Origin of the sequence: Bradyrhizobium sp. USDA 326, from assembly GCF_049739485.1 — a bacterium.
Lineage (GTDB): Bacteria > Pseudomonadota > Alphaproteobacteria > Rhizobiales > Xanthobacteraceae > Bradyrhizobium.
In genome coordinates, this window is sequence record NZ_JBMGQA010000001.1 from 18,536 (window position 1) to 36,192 (window position 17,657).

Sequence of the window (17,657 nt, forward strand, 5' to 3'; positions counted from 1 at the left end):
GAGGAGCAGACCCGTCACCGTGAGATACGGATGACTATCAAGCCTGCCCGGCCTTGGCGAGCTCGACCTCGACGCGCAGCTCGATCTCGGAAAGCACCGTATCGAGACCTGGATCTCCCGAGGACGATTTCAGGTCCGCCGCAGCGTCCCGCAGGCGCATCACGGTCGACGCATCGAGATTGCCGGACAGCAGTCCCATCTTGAGATCGTCGAGCACGTCGAGTGCAGTCCTGCCGCGGGCGACCGAGCGCTTGCGGCGCTCGACCGGATCCTCCTCGACGCCCTGCAATGCCAGCAGCGCATCGATGTTGGCGGTGGCCTTCGGCGCGGAGGCGCTCCGCATCTCCTGCGCCAATGAGGTGTCGGGCAGCACGAAGGTGCCGGTGCCCGTCCGCCTGGCCTGACTGGCCGGCGCTCCAAGCGTGGTGCCGTTCGGTCCGTAGATGCGCATCGGAAGAATCCGGATGATCGATGCTCTCACCTTCGCCGTCTTATGGTTAACGGCGCGTAAACAGCCCGGCAAAATCTGCCGACAGGCGGCAGTTTCGCTCCTCAGGCACAACACCGGCTGACATCGGTCCAAACAGATTTATTCAACCTATTCAGCGACCTATCCGGAAGCCCCGGATTGGCACAGCGCTCGCAAGGAAAGCGCCGGACCAGCTCGTCATGGGAGTGTCGTGCAGGTCCGTCCGATTTGAGGAGCCTTTCTAGGAGCCTTGGGGAGCAGAGGATGCCAGGCGTTCGTTGGGTGAGGATTGTTGGGGTGGTGGCCTGCGCCGCGCTGTCAGCGCTGGCGCTCTCGGTCACGTCAGCGGCTGCGACCTCGCGCATCAAGGATCTCGCCAACATCGAAGGCGTGCGGCAAAACCAGCTCATCGGCTACGGCCTCGTCGTCGGCCTCAACGGCACCGGCGACACGCTCAACAACATCCCCTTCACCAAGCAATCGCTGCAAGCGATGCTCGAGCGCATGGGGGTCAACATTCGCGGCGCCACCATCCGCACCGGCAACGTCGCCGCAGTGATGGTCACAGGCAACCTGCCGGCCTTCGCCACCCAGGGCACGCGCATGGACGTCACCGTCTCCGCGCTCGGCGACGCCAAGAATCTCCAGGGCGGCACCCTGCTCGTGACCCCCCTGCTGGGCGCCGACGGCAATGTCTATGCGGTGGCGCAGGGTTCGCTCGCGATCTCCGGCTTCCAGGCCGAGGGCGAGGCGGCCAAGATCGTCCGCGGCGTTCCGACCGTGGGACGCATCGCCAACGGCGCCATCATCGAGCGCGAGATCGAGTTCGCGCTCAACCGGTTGCCGAACGTACGCCTGGCGCTGCGCAACGCCGATTTCACCACGGCCAAGCGGATCGCGGCTGCGGTCAACGACTATCTCGGCGTCAAGACCGCCGAGCCGATCGACCCCTCGACGGTGCAGCTGTCGGTCCCGCCGGAGTTCAAGGGCAACGTCGTCGCATTCCTCACGGAGATCGAACAGCTCCAGGTCGATCCCGATCTCGCCGCGAAGATCATCATCGACGAACGCAGCGGCATCATCGTGATGGGCCGCGACGTCCGCGTCGCCACCGTCGCTGTGGCGCAGGGCAACCTCACCGTCACCATCTCCGAAAGCCCGCAGGTCAGTCAGCCCAACCCGCTGTCGCGCGGCCGCACCGTGGTCGCGCCGCGCACCAGTGTCACCGTCACCGAGGACGGCAAGAAGCTGGCCGTCGTCAAGGACGGCGTCTCGCTCCAGCAGCTCGTCGACGGCCTCAACGGCCTCGGCATAGGTCCCCGGGACATGATCAGCATCCTCCAGGCGATCAAGGCCGCCGGCGCGATCGAAGCCGACATCGAGGTGATGTGATGCAGGCAGGCTCGATCAACACCCCGCGCGTCGCCACCTATTCGGCTTTCTCGGTGGAGAGCCGCAATGGCCGGCCGGACTTCGAGCTTGCCGCCGCGCTGCAGAAAGTCTCGCCGCAGCAGCAGGCCAAGGCGCAGAAGACCGCCACCGATTTCGAGGCGATGTTCCTCAACAGCATGTTCTCGCAGATGACCTCGAGCCTGAAGGGCGAAGGTCCGTTCGGCGATACGCCCGGCACCGGCGTGTGGCGCTCGATGCTGACCGAGCAATATTCCAAGAACTTCGCCCAGGCCGGCGGCGTCGGCGTCGCCAGCGATGTCTACCGTACCCTGATCCTGCAGCAGGCGAAAACGATCCGCACGGCATAAGGTCAAACGAGATGAACCATTTCAACGCCTCACGTCAGCCGATGCAAGCCCAGCGTCCGAACACCGCGCCCGGCAGTAGCGAGGCGCGCAAGCTTGCCGAAGGCCTGATGGACGCGATGAGCGCCCTGCTCGGACTGATCGAGCGCGAGACCGAGCTCGTTCGCGCCGGCAAGGTCCGCGAGGCGATGACGCTCGAGAGCAAGAAGCAGGAGCTGTCGCGCAACTACGTCGGCGCCGTCAGCCAGTTGAACGCGAACCAGGCCCAGCTCGCGAAATCCGCGCCGGAGTTGCTCTCCACGCTGCATCGCCATCACGATGCGTTTCGCGCGATGCTCCAGGTCAATCTCACCGTGCTCGCGACCGCGCACGCGGTTTCCGAGAGCGTCGTGCGCGGCGTCAACGCCGAGATCCAGAAGCGCAACGTGCCGAACACCTATACGGCCGCGGGGCGCCGCGCCGCGCCGGGTCCGCGCCACATCACCCCGCTCGCGGTCAGCCGCTCGCTCTGAGCGCGCAGGAACACGCGATAACTTTACGAAAATTTGCGCGGCGATATCGTCGCGCGATTAGGCACGTTTCCTTACCAGGTCTTCAAACCTGGTGTTCCATGGTTGCGCTATTGGAGGGGTTGGGATTTGACTCACGTAAGGCAACCAGGAGGCTGCCATGAGTACAGATTTCAGCATCAGGCCGGTGGGGATCCCGGCTCCCACGCAAATCGTACCGACGTCCAACGCGGCGGCGAACGAGGCTGTGCAAACCGATCTTCCGGTGAGCCAGACAGTCGCTGCGAGCGATACCGGCGCACCTGTGCGCAATGATTTGCCGAACCACGAGAACGTTTCGCGCCAGGTCGTGTTCGACCAGGCAGCCGCGTCCTTCGTCTTCCAGGTCGTCAACGCCAAGACCGACGTGGTGGTGAACCAATTCCCCGATGAGGCGATGCTGCGCCGGCGCGCCTATTTCCATGCGCTGGATATGCAGTCTGAGCCCTCGCGTCCGCTCAGCACCGACGTCAGCGCCTGACGGCCAGCTGTCGACCGTCACGGATCGGCAACAGCAGACCGGTCGCAAGTTCGGTGGCGTTGTCATTGATCCGGCCCCACCGGCATCCGTCAGCGTGAACCTGGTCCACGGAGGATGCTCGACCGCGATGGCTCTCCGTCACGGCCGTCCGGACAGACCCGCAGCGATATTGCGGTTGATCTCGATCAGCGGGCGGAAATGATCGAACTGCGGGCTCATCTGGAGCGCGGCAGTCTGGCTCAGCACGAACACGCTGATGTTGGCGATCTTCTGCCGGACGTCGATCGGCTGCGGATTGGTGTCACGCATCGCCTCGCTCAGGAAGATGGTCCAGAGCTTGCGGTTGAACATCAGGGCCTGCGTCGTCTGCTCGCTGAACGGATCGGCACTGTTGATCGCATCCTGAAGCTTGTTGGCGGCCTTGAGCAGGGTCTGCGCCTCGATGTCGCGAGGAGATGCGGTGGTCGTTGCGACACGCGCATAAGCCGAGGCAGCGGAATTCGACATCAATCACACCCTGGACGTTACCCAGCGCGTTGCACGCGCTTAAGGATTTCTTTCCCAACCCTAGGCAGCACCGCTTAAGATTTGCTTACGTGTGTGCTTGGAAGCGCTCCGGACAATTACGGGGCGCGGAGCTCTTCGTCAGCGCAACGCTAGATGCACGCACACACGATGTAAACTCGCCTCGCGTCATGCATGTCGATCTCAGCTAATCTTGTCTTAGCGATCTCCCTTAAAAGAACGGCGGAGCGTTAGCCCCGCCGCGAAATCTCGAGTAGCGAACCTGCGCTGCGAAATTAGCGGAGCAGCTGCAGCACGCTCTGTTGCGACTGGTTGGCCAGCGACAGCGCGGAGACCGCGATCGACTGGCGCGTCGAAAGCGCCTGGCTATTCGCTGCTTCCTCATTGGTGTCGGCGAGCGTCAGGTTGGCCGAGCCGGTCTGCAGCACATTGATCAGGTTCTTGGAGAAGTCCTGACGCACCTGCACGATCGACAAATTCGAACCGAGGGTGGATCCTTCCGAGCGCAACGTACTCGAGGCTGCGTTCAGGCTGGCCAGCACCTTGTTGGTGGCGCCGTTGTCGATGAAGTCGACACCGTTGACGAGATTGCTGAGACCGAGGCCCGCCGCATTGAACACCACGCCGTTGATGCTCAGCGTGGAGCTGCCGGTTTCGTTGAAGACGAGCTTCAGCGTGTCGCCATTGAGCAGGTTGACGCCGTTGAAGGAGGAGTCCTGCGACGTCGTATCGATCTGCGCCAGAATGTTGTTGAACTGGTTGACCAGGTTGGAGCGCGCGGTCTGCGCCACGGGATCCTGGACCGGCGGCTGCGCGGTGGTGAAGGCCAGCACGCCGGTGATCGTGCCGCCGACTGCGCCGCCCGCGAGGGTCGAACCGAGCGTCGAGGAGGCGTATTCGTTGACCGTGGTCACAGTGAGCACGCCGTTGGCATCGATCGTCGCCGTCAGGTGGTTGGCCTGCAGCTGCGCGTTGAGCTGGTCCAGCGTCTTGACGGTGCCGTTGGTGCCGTCGCCGAAGGTGACGTTCACCGGCGTGCCGCCGTTGAACGAGGTGAAGGTCAGCGTCTTGCCGCTGATGCCGCCGACGCCGGACGTGCGGGCCGCAGTGAAGGCGGTCGCCGTTCCCGTGTTGCCGCTGAGACCGAATGCACTGAGGGCATTGCCGGTGCCGGTGATCGAGAGATCGGCGTTGATGCCGGTGGAGAGCGCAAGCTGGCCGCTGCTGTTGACCGACGACGGGATCTGGCCCGCCGTGGTCGACAGCGTCGCCGCGCCGTTGAAGATGCTTGCGGTCTTGACGCCGGTCGCGAGGTCGACGGCATTGAGCAGGTCGCTCAGCGTCGCGCTCTGGATGTAGACGGTCGAGTTGCCGTTGCCGTCCGTGACGACGTTGCCGCTGACGCCACCCGACGTGACGCTCGCCGCCGATTGCGGCGTTTGCGCGTTCTTGAAGGTGATGGTGTGGCCGTCGATGTTCAGCGTCGAGCCGTCCTGAACCAGCGTGCCGAGCGAACCTGCGGTGGTCGACCGGGCCGCAGTGACGTTGGCATTGCCGGCGCCGGTTGCGGCCGTCAGACCGAGCGCCTTGAGGAAGTCGGCCTTTCCGGTCACGCTGAGATCGGCACCGGTCGAACTCTTCAGCGTGACCTGGCCGCCCGTGATGGACGATGCCACCTGCAGCGTGCCGACGGGACCGGCAGAGCCGCTGACCGAGATGGTCGCGGCGCCGGCGCTGATCGTCGCGCTCTTGACGCCGCTGGCCAGATCGATCGCACTCAACAGGTCGTTGACGGTACCGGTGGGCGCGGCGGCCGTCCCCATGTAGACGATCGAATTGCCGTTGCCGTCGGTGGCGATGTGGCCGCTGGCATCCAGACCCCAGCCGGTCGGCTGCGTCGCGGGCGCAGCGCCGGTCCGGAAGGTAATGGTCTTGCCGTTGACGGTGATCGAATCCCCGTCGGCAGGCGACGAGCCGAGGGTGCTGGCTGCCGTGGTGCCGATCAGCGTCGCGGTGCCGGTCAGTGCAGTGGTGCCGTCGGCGGCATTGGTGACGGCGCCGAGCAACGTGCCCGCGGTCGAGCCCAACGATGCACCGAGAGCGGCGGCGGCAGTCACCGGCGTCACGCCCCCGGGCGCACCGGTATAGAGCACGTTGCTGTTGGCGGTTGCGCTTGCATACGACGTCGTCCCGCGCAGATCGGCCGGCGTCGCACCGGGAATCGTGGTCGAGACGTTCGACTTGGTGGAATAGCCGACGGTGGTCTGCAGCGCCTGGTTGGCGATCGATTTCGCGCTGTCGATCAGCTTTTGCAGCGAGGTGATGCCGGTGTTGGCGGCCTGGAGCACCTGCACGCCGTTGTTGATGCCGTCGAGCAGGTTGCTGATGTCGCTCGCCCGGTTGTCCAACCCCTGCGCCGTGAAGAAGTTGGTGGGATTGTCGAGCGCCGTATTGACCTTTTTGCCGGTCGACAGCCGCTCCTGCGTCGTGGCCAGCAAGTCGGCCGTCGACTGCAGCGACAACAGGTTCTGGCGAACGGACGCCGAGAGAACGATGTTGGACATTGGCGAGTCTTCCTCTTGAACCGGATACGAATCGGCCGCGCCGTCTGCAAAGCGGGGCTTTGGTCCAGTTTTAGAAGGTGTCCTTTAAAGTATGGTTAACGCCGGTTTAAGGGATAGGGTTAATGGCGGGTGAAAGCCCCTGCCCGCCTCCAACTGCAAAAAGAGCGGCGGGGCAAATGGCCCCGCCGCTCGATTTTACCTTTTAATTTCAGCTGCTTACTAGCGGAGCAGCTGAAGCACGCTCTGCTGCGATTGGTTGGCCAGCGATAGCGCGGAGACCGCGATCGACTGGCGGGTCGAGAGCGCCTGGCTGTTGGCCGCTTCGACATTGGTGTCGGCCAGGGTGAGGTTGGACGAGCCGGTCTGCAGCACGTTGATCAGGTTCTTGTTGAAGTCCTGACGGATCTGCACCACCGAGAGGTTCGAGCCGAGGCTCGAAGCCTCCGAGCGCAGCGTGCTCGAGGCGGCGTTCAGATTGGTCAGCACCCTGTTGGCGGCGGCGTTGTCGATGAAGTCGACGCCGACGGTCAGCGCGGCGAGACCGAGGCCCTTCGAGTTGTAGGTCACCCCGGTGATGTTCAGGCTCGACTTGCCGGTCTCGTCGAACACCAGCTTGAGCTGGTCGCCGTTCAGGAGGTTGACGCCGTTGAACGAGGAGTCCTGCGCGGTCGTGTCGATCTGGTTCAGGATGTTGTTGTACTGAGATACCAGGTTCGCACGGGCCGTCTGTGCGACCGCGTCCTGAACGGGCGTGGAAGCCGTCGAGAAGGTCAGCGCCGAGGTCAGCGTGCCGCCGATCGCACCGCCCGCTGCGGTCGAGCCGAGCGTCGAGGAGGCATAGTCATTGGACGCCGTGATCGTCAGCAGGCCATTGGCGTCGATCGTCGCGGACAGGTTGTTGGCCTGAAGCTTCGAGTTGAGCTGGTCGAGCGTCTTGACCGTGCCGTTGGTGCCGTCGCCGAAGGTGACGTCGACCGCCGTGCCGCCGTTGAAGGAGGTGAAGGTCAGGCTCTTGCCGCTGATGCCGCCGATGCCGGAGGTGCGCGCCGCCGAGAACGCCGTCGCGTTGCCGGTGTTACCCGAAAGACCAAACACCGCCAGGGCATTGCCGGTGCCGGTGATCGACAGGTCGGCGTTGATGCCGGTCGAGAGCTGGAGCTGGCCGCTGGTGTTGATCGACGACTTGCTCTGGCCGGTTGCGGTATTCAGTGTCGCCGCACCGTTGGCGGCAATCGACGCGGTCTGCACGCCGGTGGCGAGGTCGATCGCGTTGAGCACGTCGGCGACGGTGCCGGCCTGCAGGTAGACCGTCGAGTTGCCGTTGCCGTCGGTGATCACGTTGCCGCTCTTGCCGAAGCCGGCTGGAATGGCCGGCGCACCTGTTGAGCCCGGAACTGGGGCGTTCTTGAAGGTAATGACGTGGCCGTCGACATTCAGGGATGCGCCATCGGAAATCAGCGATCCCAGCGAGCTCGCGGTCGTGGTCCGGTTGACGCTCAGCGACGCATTGCCGCCGCCCGTTGCGCCGGAGAGGCCCAGCGCCTTGAGCAGGTCGGCCTTGCCGGTCAAGGACAGATCCGCACCCGTCGAGCTCTTCAGCGCCACGATACCCGCGGCAATCGAGGAGGGTGTCTGGCCCGCGCTGTTCGCGATCGTCGCCAACCCGCTTGCTATGACCGAGGTGTTCACGCCGCTGGCGAGGTCGATCGCGGTCAGGAGGTCGTCGACGGTCGCGGCCGGGGTGCCGGCGGTGCCGAGATAGACGGTGGTGTTGCCGTTGCCGTCGGTCACGAGGTTGCCGCTGAGGCCCGAGCCGGCCGGGACGGCGGCCGCCAAGGGAGCCGAGCCGGAGCGGAAGGTGATGGTCTTGCCGTTCACCGTCAGCGTGTCGCCGTCGGCCGGAGCCGAACCGATCTTGGTGGCGGCGGTGGTGCCGATCAGGGTCATCGTGCCCGTCACAGCGGTCGTGCCGTCGGCGGCGTTCACGGCAACCGTGTTCGAGAACGTGCCCTGGGTCGCGCCGAGGGTGGTGGTTGCGACGGCCGCGGTAACGCCGCCCGCCGTGCCGTTATACAGCACGTTGCTGTAGGCGGTCGCGCTGGCATAGGAGGTCGTGCCGCGCAGATCGGCAGCGGTTGCGCCCGCGATCGTCGTGGAGACATTGGACTTGGTGGAGTAGCCGACGGTGGTCTGCAGCGCCTGGTTGGCGATCGACTTGGCGCTGTCGATCAGCTTCTGCAGCGAGGTCAGGCCGGTGTTCGCGGCCTGCAGCACCTGCACACCGTTGGCGATGCCGTCGAGCAGATTGTTGATGTCGCTGGCGCGGTTGTCGAGCGACTGGGCCGTGAAGAAGTTGGTGGGATTGTCCAGAGCCGAGTTGACGCTCTTGCCGGTCGACAGACGGTTCTGCGTGGTGGCGAGGAGGTCGGCGGTGGACTGGAGAGAGAGCAGGTTCTGACGAACCGATGCGGAGAGAACAATACCGGACATGACTCTTACCCTTCTGGCTTACGCGTCTTCGTTCGATCGCTTCGGATCGAGTGACGGGCACAGCCTGCGCGGACATGGCTAACAAAGAGTGAAACGGATCTCGCCGGCATAAGCCGCGGTTCACCATAAGCTGCCGGAAGGCGCGGATGGCATCGACAACCCGTCTGAAATAATTGGCGTTTCTCTGCGCTTACGCTCCATTAACCATAACCGCTGGTTACTATTCAGAGCGTCTCCTGGTTTCTCGAAAGGTCGAACGACATACGAAAAAGCGGCGGGGCCGAAGCCCCGCCGCCGGATCCTGCTTGCGATGTGGTCCGCGACTTAGCGGAGCAGCTGGAGCACGCTCTGCTGCGACTGGTTGGCCAGCGACAGCGCGGAGACCGCGATCGACTGGCGGGTCGACAGCGCCTGGCTGTTGGCCGCCTCGACGTTGGTGTCGGCCAGCGTCAGGTTGGACGAGCCGGTCTGCAGCACGTTGATCAGGTTCTTGTTGAAGTCCTGACGCACCTGCACGATGGTCAGATTCGAACCCAGAGCGGAGGCTTCCGAGCGCAGCGTGCTCGACGCAGCGTTCAGGTTGGTCAGCACCTTGTTGGTGGCCGCGTTGTCGATGAAGTCGACACCGCTGGTCAGCGCAGCAAGGCCCAGACCCTTGGAGTTGTAGGTCACACCGGTGATGCTCAGGCTCGACTTGGCGGTCTCGTCGAACACCAGCTTGAGCTGATCGCCGTTGAGCAGGTTGACACCGTTGAACGAGGAGTCCTGCGCGGTCGAGTCGATCTGCTGGAGGATGTTGTTGTACTGGTTGACCAGGTTGGCACGCGAGGTCTGCGCGACGACGTCCTGGACGGGGGTGGAAGCCGTCGAGAAGGTGAGCGACGAGGTCAGCGTACCGCCGATCGCACCACCTGCGGTGCTCGATCCGATGGTCGAGGACGCGTAGTCGTTGGTGGTCGAGATCGTCAGCAGGCCGTTGGCGTCGATCGTCGCGGACAGGTTGTTGGCCTGAAGCTTCGAGTTGAGCTGATCCAGCGTCTTGACCGTGCCGTTGGTGCCGTCGCCGAAGGTGACGTCAACCGCGGTGCCGCCGTTGAAGGAGGTGAAGGTCAGGGTCTTGCCGCTGATGCCGCCGATGCCGGAGGTGCGGGCCGCCGAGAATGCGCTGGCGGTGCCGGTGTTGCCGGCGAGGCCAAGCGCATTCAGCGCATTGCCGGTGCCGGTGATCGACAGGTCGGCATTGATGCCGGTCGAGAGCTTGAGCTGGCCGGAGGCGTTGATCGACGAGGCGATCTGGCCCGAGGCGGCCGCAAACGTCGCGGTGCCGTTGGCGGCAATGGTGGCGGTCTGCACGCCGGTGGCAAGGTCGATCGCGTTGAGCACGTCGGAGACATTGCCGGTCTGGAGATAGACCGTCGAGTTGCCGTTGCCGTCGGTGAGGACGTTACCGCTGACGCCGAAGCCGGTCGGGATCGCCGGGGCGTTGGCCGAGCCCGGGACCGGCGCGTTCTTGAAGGTGATGACCTTACCGTCGACATTCAGCGTCGAACCGTCCGTGATCAGAGCGCCCAGCGAGGTCGAGCTGGTCGTGCGGGTCGCCGTCGCCGTGGCGTTGCCGCCACCCGTCGCGGTGGTCAGGCCAAACGCCTTGAGCAGGTCGGCCTTGCCGGTCACGGACACGTCCGCACCCGCCGAGCTCTTCAGCGTCACGATGCCTGCGGCAATCGACGACGGCGTCGCAGCGGAGGCGGCGCCGATGGTCGCAGCACCGTTGGTGATCGTCGAGGTCTGCACGCCGCTGGCGAGGTCGATCGCCGTCAGCACGTCGTTGACGGTCGCAGCCGGGGTGCCGGCGGTGCCGAGGTAAACGGTCGTATTGCCGCTGCCGTCGGTCACGAGATTGCCGCTGACGCCCGAGCCGGTCGGGACCGCGGCCGCGAGCGGAGCCGAGCCGGCGCGGAAGGTGATGGTCTTGCCGTTGACGGTCAGCGTGTCGCCATCAGCGGGAGCCGTGCCGATCTTGGTGGCGGCGGTGGTGCCGATCAGGGTCATCGTGCCCGTCACAGCGGTGGTGCCGTCGGCGGCGTTCACGGCAACCGTGTTCGAGAACGTGCCCTGGGTCGCACCGAGAGTCGTCGTGCCCGTCGCAGCCGTCGTGCCGCCGGCAGCGCCGCTGTACAGCACGCTGCTGAGCGCCGTGTTGCTGGCATACGACGTCGTGCCGCGCAGGTCCGCCGCGGTCGCACCCGAGATCGTCGTGGAGACGTTGGACTTGGTGGAGTAGCCGACCGTGGTCTGCAGCGCCTGGTTGGCGATCGACTTGGCGCTGTCGATCAGCTTCTGCAGCGAGGTGATGCCGGTGTTGGCAGCCTGCAGCACCTGCACGCCATTGGCGATGCCGTCGAGCAAATTGTTGATGTCGCTGGCGCGGTTGTCGAGCGACTGGGCGGTGAAGAAGTTGGTGGGATTGTCCAGGGCCGAGTTGACGCTCTTGCCGGTCGACAGACGGCTTTGCGTGGTGGCGAGAAGGTCAGCGGTGGACTGGAGAGAGAGCAGGTTCTGACGAACCGACGCGGAGAGAACGATACCGGACATTGAGTGTTACCCTTCTGGTACGCAACGCAACAAAACTTCGATTAGGATTAATCGATGCCCGGGACGGTGAACGCAGACGGCTAACAAAGCATAAAGCGTGTCGCGCCAAACCTCGCGCGGGTTCACCATATGGCAGCGCGACGCCCGGTCGAGCTCGCACATATCGCTCTGATAAGACGGCGCTTTCTTGCCCAATGGGAAGGCATTTGCCACTCGTCAACCATAACTAAGAGTACGCAATTGGCTGCATTCAATGGGCGGCCTCCGTCTTGGCGAGCGGCATTCAGATGCCGACGCAAAAACAAAGCGGCGGGGCCAAAGCCCCGCCGCCGGATCCTGCTTGCGATGTGGTCCGCGACTTAGCGGAGCAGCTGGAGCACGCTCTGCTGCGACTGGTTGGCCAGCGACAGCGCGGAGACCGCGATCGACTGGCGGGTCGACAGCGCCTGGCTGTTGGCCGCCTCGACGTTGGTGTCGGCCAGCGTCAGGTTGGACGAACCGGTCTGCAGCACGTTGATCAGGCTCTTGTTGAAGTCCTGACGCACCTGCACCACCGAGAGGTTCGAACCGAGGCTCGAGGCCTCCGAGCGCAGCGTGCTCGACGCAGCGTTCAGGTTGGTCAGCACCTTGTTGGTGGCAGCGTTGTCGATGAAGTCGACACCGCTGGTCAGCGCAGCAAGGCCCAGACCCTTGGAGTTGTAGGTCACGCCGGTGATGCTCAGGTTCGACTTGCCGGTCTCGTCGAATACCAGCTTGAGCTGATCGCCGTTCAAGAGGTTGACGCCGTTGAACGAGGAGTCCTGCGCGGTCGTGTCGATCTGGTTCAGGATGTTGTTGTACTGAGACACCAGGTTGGCACGCGAGGTCTGCGCGACGACGTCCTGGACGGGGGTGGAAGCCGTCGAGAAGGTGAGCGACGAGGTCAGCGTGCCGCCGATCGCACCACCCGCGGCGCTCGATCCGATGGTCGAGGACGCGTAGTCGTTGGTGGTCGAGATCGTCAGCAGGCCGTTGGCGTCGATCGTCGCGGACAGGTTGTTGGCCTGAAGCTTCGAGTTGAGCTGGTCCAGCGTCTTGACCGTGCCGTTGGTGCCGTCGCCGAAGGTGACGTCAACCGCGGTGCCGCCGTTGAAGGAGGTGAAGGTCAGGGTCTTGCCGCTGATGCCGCCGATGCCGGAGGTGCGGGCCGCCGAGAATGCGCTGGCGGTGCCGGTGTTGCCGGCGAGGCCAAGCGCATTCAGCGCATTGCCGGTGCCGGTGATCGACAGGTCGGCATTGATGCCGGTCGAGAGCTTGAGCTGGCCGGAGGCGTTGATCGACGAGGCGATCTGGCCCGAGGCGGCCGCAAACGTCGCGGTGCCGTTGGCGGCAATGGTGGCGGTCTGCACGCCGGTGGCAAGGTCGATCGCGTTGAGCACGTCGGAGACATTGCCGGTCTGGAGATAGACCGTCGAGTTGCCGTTGCCGTCGGTGAGGACGTTACCGCTGACGCCGAAGCCGGTCGGGATCGCCGGGGCGTTGGCCGAGCCCGGGACCGGCGCGTTCTTGAAGGTGATGACCTTACCGTTGACGTTCAGCGTCGAACCGTCCGTGATCAGAGCGCCCAGCGAGGTCGAACTGGTCGTGCGGGTCGCCGTCGCCGTGGCGTTGCCGCCACCCGTCGCGGTGGTCAGGCCAAACGCCTTGAGCAGGTCGGCCTTGCCGGTCACGGACACGTCCGCACCCGCCGAGCTCTTCAGCGTCACGATGCCTGCGGCAATCGACGACGGCGTCGCAGCGGAGGCGGCGCCGATGGTCGCAGCACCGTTGGTGATCGTCGAGGTCTGCACGCCGCTGGCGAGGTCGATCGCCGTCAGCACGTCGTTGACGGTCGCAGCCGGGGTGCCGGCGGTGCCGAGGTAAACGGTCGTATTGCCGCTGCCGTCGGTCACGAGATTGCCGCTGACGCCCGAGCCGGTCGGGACCGCGGCCGCGAGCGGAGCCGAGCCGGCGCGGAAGGTGATGGTCTTGCCGTTGACGGTCAGCGTGTCGCCGTCGGCGGGAGCCGTGCCGATCTTGGTGGCGGCGGTGGTGCCGATCAGGGTCATCGTGCCCGTCACAGCGGTGGTGCCGTCGGCGGCGTTCACGGCAACCGTGTTCGAGAACGTGCCCTGGGTCGCACCGAGAGTCGTCGTGCCCGTCGCAGCCGTCGTGCCGCCGGCAGCGCCGCTGTACAGCACGCTGCTGAGCGCCGTGTTGCTGGCATACGACGTCGTGCCGCGCAGGTCCGCCGCGGTCGCACCCGAGATCGTGGTCGAGACGTTGGACTTGGTGGAGTAGCCGACCGTGGTCTGCAGCGCCTGGTTGGCGATCGACTTGGCGCTGTCGATCAGCTTCTGCAGCGAGGTGATGCCGGTGTTGGCAGCCTGCAGCACCTGCACGCCGTTGGCGATGCCGTCGAGCAAATTGTTGATGTCGCTGGCGCGGTTGTCGAGCGACTGGGCGGTGAAGAAGTTGGTGGGATTGTCCAGGGCCGAGTTGACGCTCTTGCCGGTCGACAGACGATTCTGCGTGGTGGCGAGGAGGTCAGCGGTGGACTGGAGGGAGAGCAGGTTCTGACGAACCGACGCGGAGAGAACGATACCGGACATGACTCTGTTACCTTTCTGGTAAACGACGCTACTGTTACGCGTCTGCTTGGATCGAGATTGACCCAGCGACCGGCGGACCGTGGCGCCGAGATTTCTAACGAAGCATGAAATGAAATCCGCGCTTTTGCCGGGTCACGCGTGATTCGGGGCGTGAAGCCGCGCACGCCGCGACACGGCCGCGCAGACATGACATTGGGAAGATTGAGCTTTTTCTTGCGAATGCCGGAGATTTACAGCTCGTTAACTATTTCCGGGCGAGAATCAGGCCTTGATGAGCCGCAACGAACGCTCGGTTACGAAAGCGTTGATGGAGAACAGGCATGGCCCTCAAGGTCGAGCTCAGACCGCACGAACGCATCATCGTCGGTAACTGCGTGATTACCAACACGGACCAGCGCGCCCGCCTCCTGATCGACGGCGACAACGTGCCGATCCTGCGCGAGCGCGACATCCTCACGCCGGAGACCGCCAACACGCCCGCCAAGCTCGTCTATCTCGCGGTCCAGCTCATGTACATCTCGCCGGATCCGCAGACCCAGCACGGCACCTATTTCAACCTGGTGCGCGACATCGTCACTGCGGTGCCGAGCTCCTGGCCGATCATCGAAGGCATCAACAACAACATCCTCAATGGCGACCTCTACCGCGCGCTGAAGGACGCCCGCAAGCTGATTGCCTATGAAGAGAAGCTGCGGGATCAGTACGCGGCCGCGCATCCCAAGGCCGAAGCGGACAAGGCCGACGTGAGCTCTGCCGCCTGACCACACGCTTTCGCGTCGCCCAAGCTGCCAACGACGACGGCCCCGGATCATCTCCGGGGCCGTCGTCGTTTCAGGCACGCATCGATGCTACTGCGCCGCGAGCGGCGGCGCCTCGACCTCGATCAGTTTGCCACGGCTCCGCCGTCCGCCGAACTCCAGCACGGCCGCGACCAGCGCATCGATGTCCGCCTCCTCGGTGCGGTGATTGACGATTGCGGCGCGGATCGCGAGCCTGCCATCAAGCGTCGTGCTCGACGGCGCTGCGACGCCGGACTCCTGGACATCGGCGACGATCTCGCGATTGACCGCATCATCGGCACGGTAGCGGAAGCAGACGATGTTGAGATTGACCGGCGCCAGCAATTCCAGCCGAGGTTCGGCCAACACGCGCGCCTCCAGATATTTCGCCAGCGCACAGCTTCGCGCAATCGCCGCACCAAGCCGATCGGTGCCGAACGTCTTGAGCGTGAACCACGTCTTCAGCGCACGGAAGCCGCGCGACAGATCGGGGCCGAGATCGCAGGGCCAGACCGCGCCCGCCGCAAGCCCCCTCGCCTCGCGGCGCAGATAGGCCGCCGGCTGCGCAAAGGCCTGCCGATGCTGCTCGCCGTCGCGCACCAGCAGGAAGCCTGCGTCGTAGGGCACCTGTCCCCATTTGTGGAAGTCGAGTGCGATGGAATCCGCGAACTCGATGCCGCCGAGCAGCGGCGCGAGCTCGGGCGACAGGATCGCCAGCGCACCAAAAGCGCCGTCGACGTGAAACCAGATTCCTTCCTCGCGGCACAGCTCGGCGATCGCCCTGAGATCGTCGATCGCGCCGATATCGACGGTGCCGGCGGACGCGACCACAAGGAACGGCTTGAAGCCGACCTCGCGATCAACAGCAATCTGCGCACGCAGCGCGGCAACGTCGATGCGATGTTCGGCATCGACAACGATCCTGCGCAACGCATCGGTGCCGAGCCCGGCAACGTCCATCGCCCTGGAGACGCAGCCATGCGCCGCCTGCGACGTGTAGGCCGTGAGCAGCGCACCGTCATTGCCGATGCCGTGCTGCCGCGCCAGAGTGCCGAGCATACTCGTGCGCGCCACCAGCACCGCCATCAGATTGGCCATTGACGTGCCCGTGACGAAGATACCGCTCGCGCTGTCGGGGAAGGCGAACAGGCGGCGCATCCAGTCGACGATCTGGCGCTCGACTTCGATCGGCATGTGATCGCGGCCGCCGAGATTGGCGTTGAGGCCTGCCGCAAGCATTTCCGCGAGCATGCCGACCGCGGTGCCGCCACCATGCACCCAGCCCATGAAGCCGGGATGGACGTTGCCGGTCGCATAGGGCGCGACATGCTCGGCGTATTCGCGATAGACCTCGGCGAGATCGCTCGCCTCGCGCGGCAGGTCGGCCCTGAATGCTGCACGAACGTCTTCTGGAATCGGCTGCCAGACGGGCCGCGCCCGAACGTTGGCGATGCCGTCGATCGTCTCGTCCAGCATGCGATGGGCCAGCGCGCGAAATTCGCTCCAGTCCTGCGGATCGAGCGAGGTGCCCGTGACGGACCTCTGCGTGTTGCGGATGATCTCGTTCATGTTGCGCTCTCCCTGCCCGCCTTTGCGTTCCGCGACAGCATGGCCGTGAACGCGGCAAAGATCTTGCGCATCTGCGGCGGCTTGTAGGGAAACACGGCTGGCGAATCCATGTTGTGCACGACGGCGGTGTTGTCGGCCTCGAACACCAGGAGCTCGCGCCTCTCGTTCTCGGCGCAATCGACGATGAAATAATCGAGGCCGACGCGGCGGCTCATCTCGTCGAGCGCGCTTCTGTGGCGCGCGGCGAAGTCGCGGTCGAAGTCGCGCATGAAGACGGCTTCTTCGGCCCGCTTCTCCTCGCTGAACGCCATGTAGGCGTTGAGATACCAGATGTCCCAGCGGTCGGCGATCGCCATGTGGCAGGCGTAGGGTTTGCCGTCGATCATGGCGAGGCGATATTTGCGGTAGAGCCCGTCGGGACTGACATAATCGACGAAGCGTGCGACAAAGAAGTTCTGCTCCTTCCGTTCGGCGAGATAAGCCGCGAGCGCCGCCGCATCGTCGAGCTTCGCGAGCCCGACACCGGCGTGCGAGCCGCGCGGCCGCGCGATGATCGGAAAGTGCAATCCGCCCGCGATGTCCTCACAGGCAATCCGGCTCAGGGCGAGATCGGACAATTGCGCACGCGTCGCATGGATGGTCGCGGGAATGTCCAGACCCGGCACATCGGCGAGCAGCCGATGCAGCTTGTCACGATCGAGATTGCCGATGCGATCGGGGCGATTGAGCAGCGGCCGCGGCCAGGCCGGTGCGGCCTTCTCGATCAGCGCGAGCGCCTCACGGCATTCCTCGGAATCGGACGCGACCACGATGGCGACGTCGTGCTCGGGCAAGGCTTCCGGCAGACCGACGCCCTTGACCACATAAAGTGTCAGCAACTCGATGTCGGAGCCTTCGAGCAGGAAATCGATCGGCGTGTTGCCGCCCATGTCGATGTCGGCCGCAAGCGCGAGTACGCGCAGGCCCGGCTGCGGGGCCGCGCCGGGCGTTCGGAACAATTGATGGAAGGCCAGCACCTCGGATTGGATCGCAAGCCCCTGATCCTTGTCGCCCAGAAGCTGGGTGACCAAGGACAGATCCAGCCCTTCGCCTGCCAGCGCGGTCCCCGCCGCGATCCGCGCCACGAGCTGGTCGCGCAGCGGATGTAGATCGACGCCCTCGAAGGCCTGGCGTGTCAGCTGCGCAAAGCCGATGCGGTCGGCATAGTTCGCCGCTGTCAAGCCGATCGGCGCGGAAACTGGATGCTGCAT

General features: G+C 64.8%; 13 protein-coding genes. 5 read left to right on the forward strand and 8 right to left on the reverse strand.

Annotated features, from left to right (window positions below; translation table 11 throughout):
• Positions 1–37: 37 nt before the first annotated feature.
• Positions 38–451, reverse strand: a complete 414-nt coding sequence (locus ABIG06_RS00095; RefSeq protein ID WP_124163123.1) for a flagellar assembly protein FliX — start codon at positions 449–451, stop codon at positions 38–40.
• A 282-nt stretch (positions 452–733) separates the two neighbouring features.
• Here ABIG06_RS00095 and ABIG06_RS00100 point away from each other — a divergent pair, with 282 nt between their 5' ends.
• The 4 genes from ABIG06_RS00100 to ABIG06_RS00115 all read left to right on the forward strand — a co-directional run bounded on the left by ABIG06_RS00100 (position 734) and on the right by ABIG06_RS00115 (position 3,255).
• Positions 734–1,861 carry a flagellar basal body P-ring protein FlgI gene (locus ABIG06_RS00100; protein ID WP_124163122.1) on the forward strand — a complete coding sequence of 376 codons (1,128 nt, stop codon included), beginning with the start codon at positions 734–736 and terminating at the stop codon, positions 1,859–1,861.
• Complete coding sequence (gene flgJ, locus ABIG06_RS00105) at positions 1,861–2,229, forward strand: flagellar assembly peptidoglycan hydrolase FlgJ (RefSeq protein ID WP_370140570.1); 369 nt, start codon at positions 1,861–1,863, stop codon at positions 2,227–2,229. The genes ABIG06_RS00100 and flgJ overlap by 1 nt, the downstream gene beginning before the upstream one ends.
• An 11-nt stretch (positions 2,230–2,240) precedes the next feature.
• Positions 2,241–2,738 (forward strand): hypothetical protein, encoded by a 498-nt coding sequence (locus ABIG06_RS00110; protein ID WP_370140571.1) that lies wholly within the window; start codon positions 2,241–2,243, stop codon positions 2,736–2,738.
• Between the two features lie 157 nt (positions 2,739–2,895).
• The gene (locus ABIG06_RS00115) at positions 2,896–3,255 is read left to right on the forward strand and encodes a hypothetical protein (RefSeq protein ID WP_124163119.1); all 360 of its coding nucleotides are present in this window, start codon (positions 2,896–2,898) and stop codon (positions 3,253–3,255) included.
• A 138-nt stretch (positions 3,256–3,393) separates the two neighbouring features.
• On the opposite strand, the gene flaF is transcribed toward ABIG06_RS00115, so the two are convergent.
• The 5 genes from flaF to ABIG06_RS00140 form a co-directional block, all read right to left on the reverse strand.
• Positions 3,394–3,762, reverse strand: a complete 369-nt coding sequence (flaF, locus tag ABIG06_RS00120; protein ID WP_024341037.1) for a flagellar biosynthesis regulator FlaF — start codon at positions 3,760–3,762, stop codon at positions 3,394–3,396.
• 293 nt (positions 3,763–4,055) lie between these two features.
• Positions 4,056–6,344: a DUF1522 domain-containing protein gene (locus tag ABIG06_RS00125; RefSeq protein WP_124163118.1), complete on the reverse strand. Its 2,289-nt coding sequence runs from the start codon at positions 6,342–6,344 to the stop codon at positions 4,056–4,058.
• Positions 6,345–6,563: 219 nt separating this feature from the next.
• Positions 6,564–8,834, reverse strand: coding sequence for a DUF1522 domain-containing protein (locus ABIG06_RS00130; RefSeq protein WP_370140572.1), 2,271 nt, complete (start codon positions 8,832–8,834; stop codon positions 6,564–6,566).
• Positions 8,835–9,158: 324 nt separating this feature from the next.
• Complete coding sequence (locus ABIG06_RS00135; RefSeq protein ID WP_370140573.1) at positions 9,159–11,429, reverse strand: DUF1522 domain-containing protein; 2,271 nt, start codon at positions 11,427–11,429, stop codon at positions 9,159–9,161.
• A gap of 359 nt (positions 11,430–11,788) precedes the next feature.
• Positions 11,789–14,059 carry a DUF1522 domain-containing protein gene (locus tag ABIG06_RS00140; protein WP_370140574.1) on the reverse strand — a complete coding sequence of 757 codons (2,271 nt, stop codon included), beginning with the start codon at positions 14,057–14,059 and terminating at the stop codon, positions 11,789–11,791.
• A gap of 320 nt (positions 14,060–14,379) precedes the next feature.
• On the opposite strand from ABIG06_RS00140, the gene flbT reads away from it, so the two are divergent.
• The gene (gene flbT, locus ABIG06_RS00145; RefSeq protein ID WP_035671936.1) at positions 14,380–14,820 is read left to right on the forward strand and encodes a flagellar biosynthesis repressor FlbT; all 441 of its coding nucleotides are present in this window, start codon (positions 14,380–14,382) and stop codon (positions 14,818–14,820) included.
• Positions 14,821–14,907: 87 nt separating this feature from the next.
• On the opposite strand, the gene ABIG06_RS00150 is transcribed toward flbT, so the two are convergent.
• Positions 14,908–16,407 carry a pyridoxal phosphate-dependent decarboxylase family protein gene (locus ABIG06_RS00150; protein ID WP_124163724.1) on the reverse strand — a complete coding sequence of 500 codons (1,500 nt, stop codon included), beginning with the start codon at positions 16,405–16,407 and terminating at the stop codon, positions 14,908–14,910.
• Positions 16,404–17,657 (reverse strand): hypothetical protein, encoded by a 1,254-nt coding sequence (locus tag ABIG06_RS00155; protein WP_124163725.1) that lies wholly within the window; start codon positions 17,655–17,657, stop codon positions 16,404–16,406. The genes ABIG06_RS00150 and ABIG06_RS00155 overlap by 4 nt, the downstream gene beginning before the upstream one ends.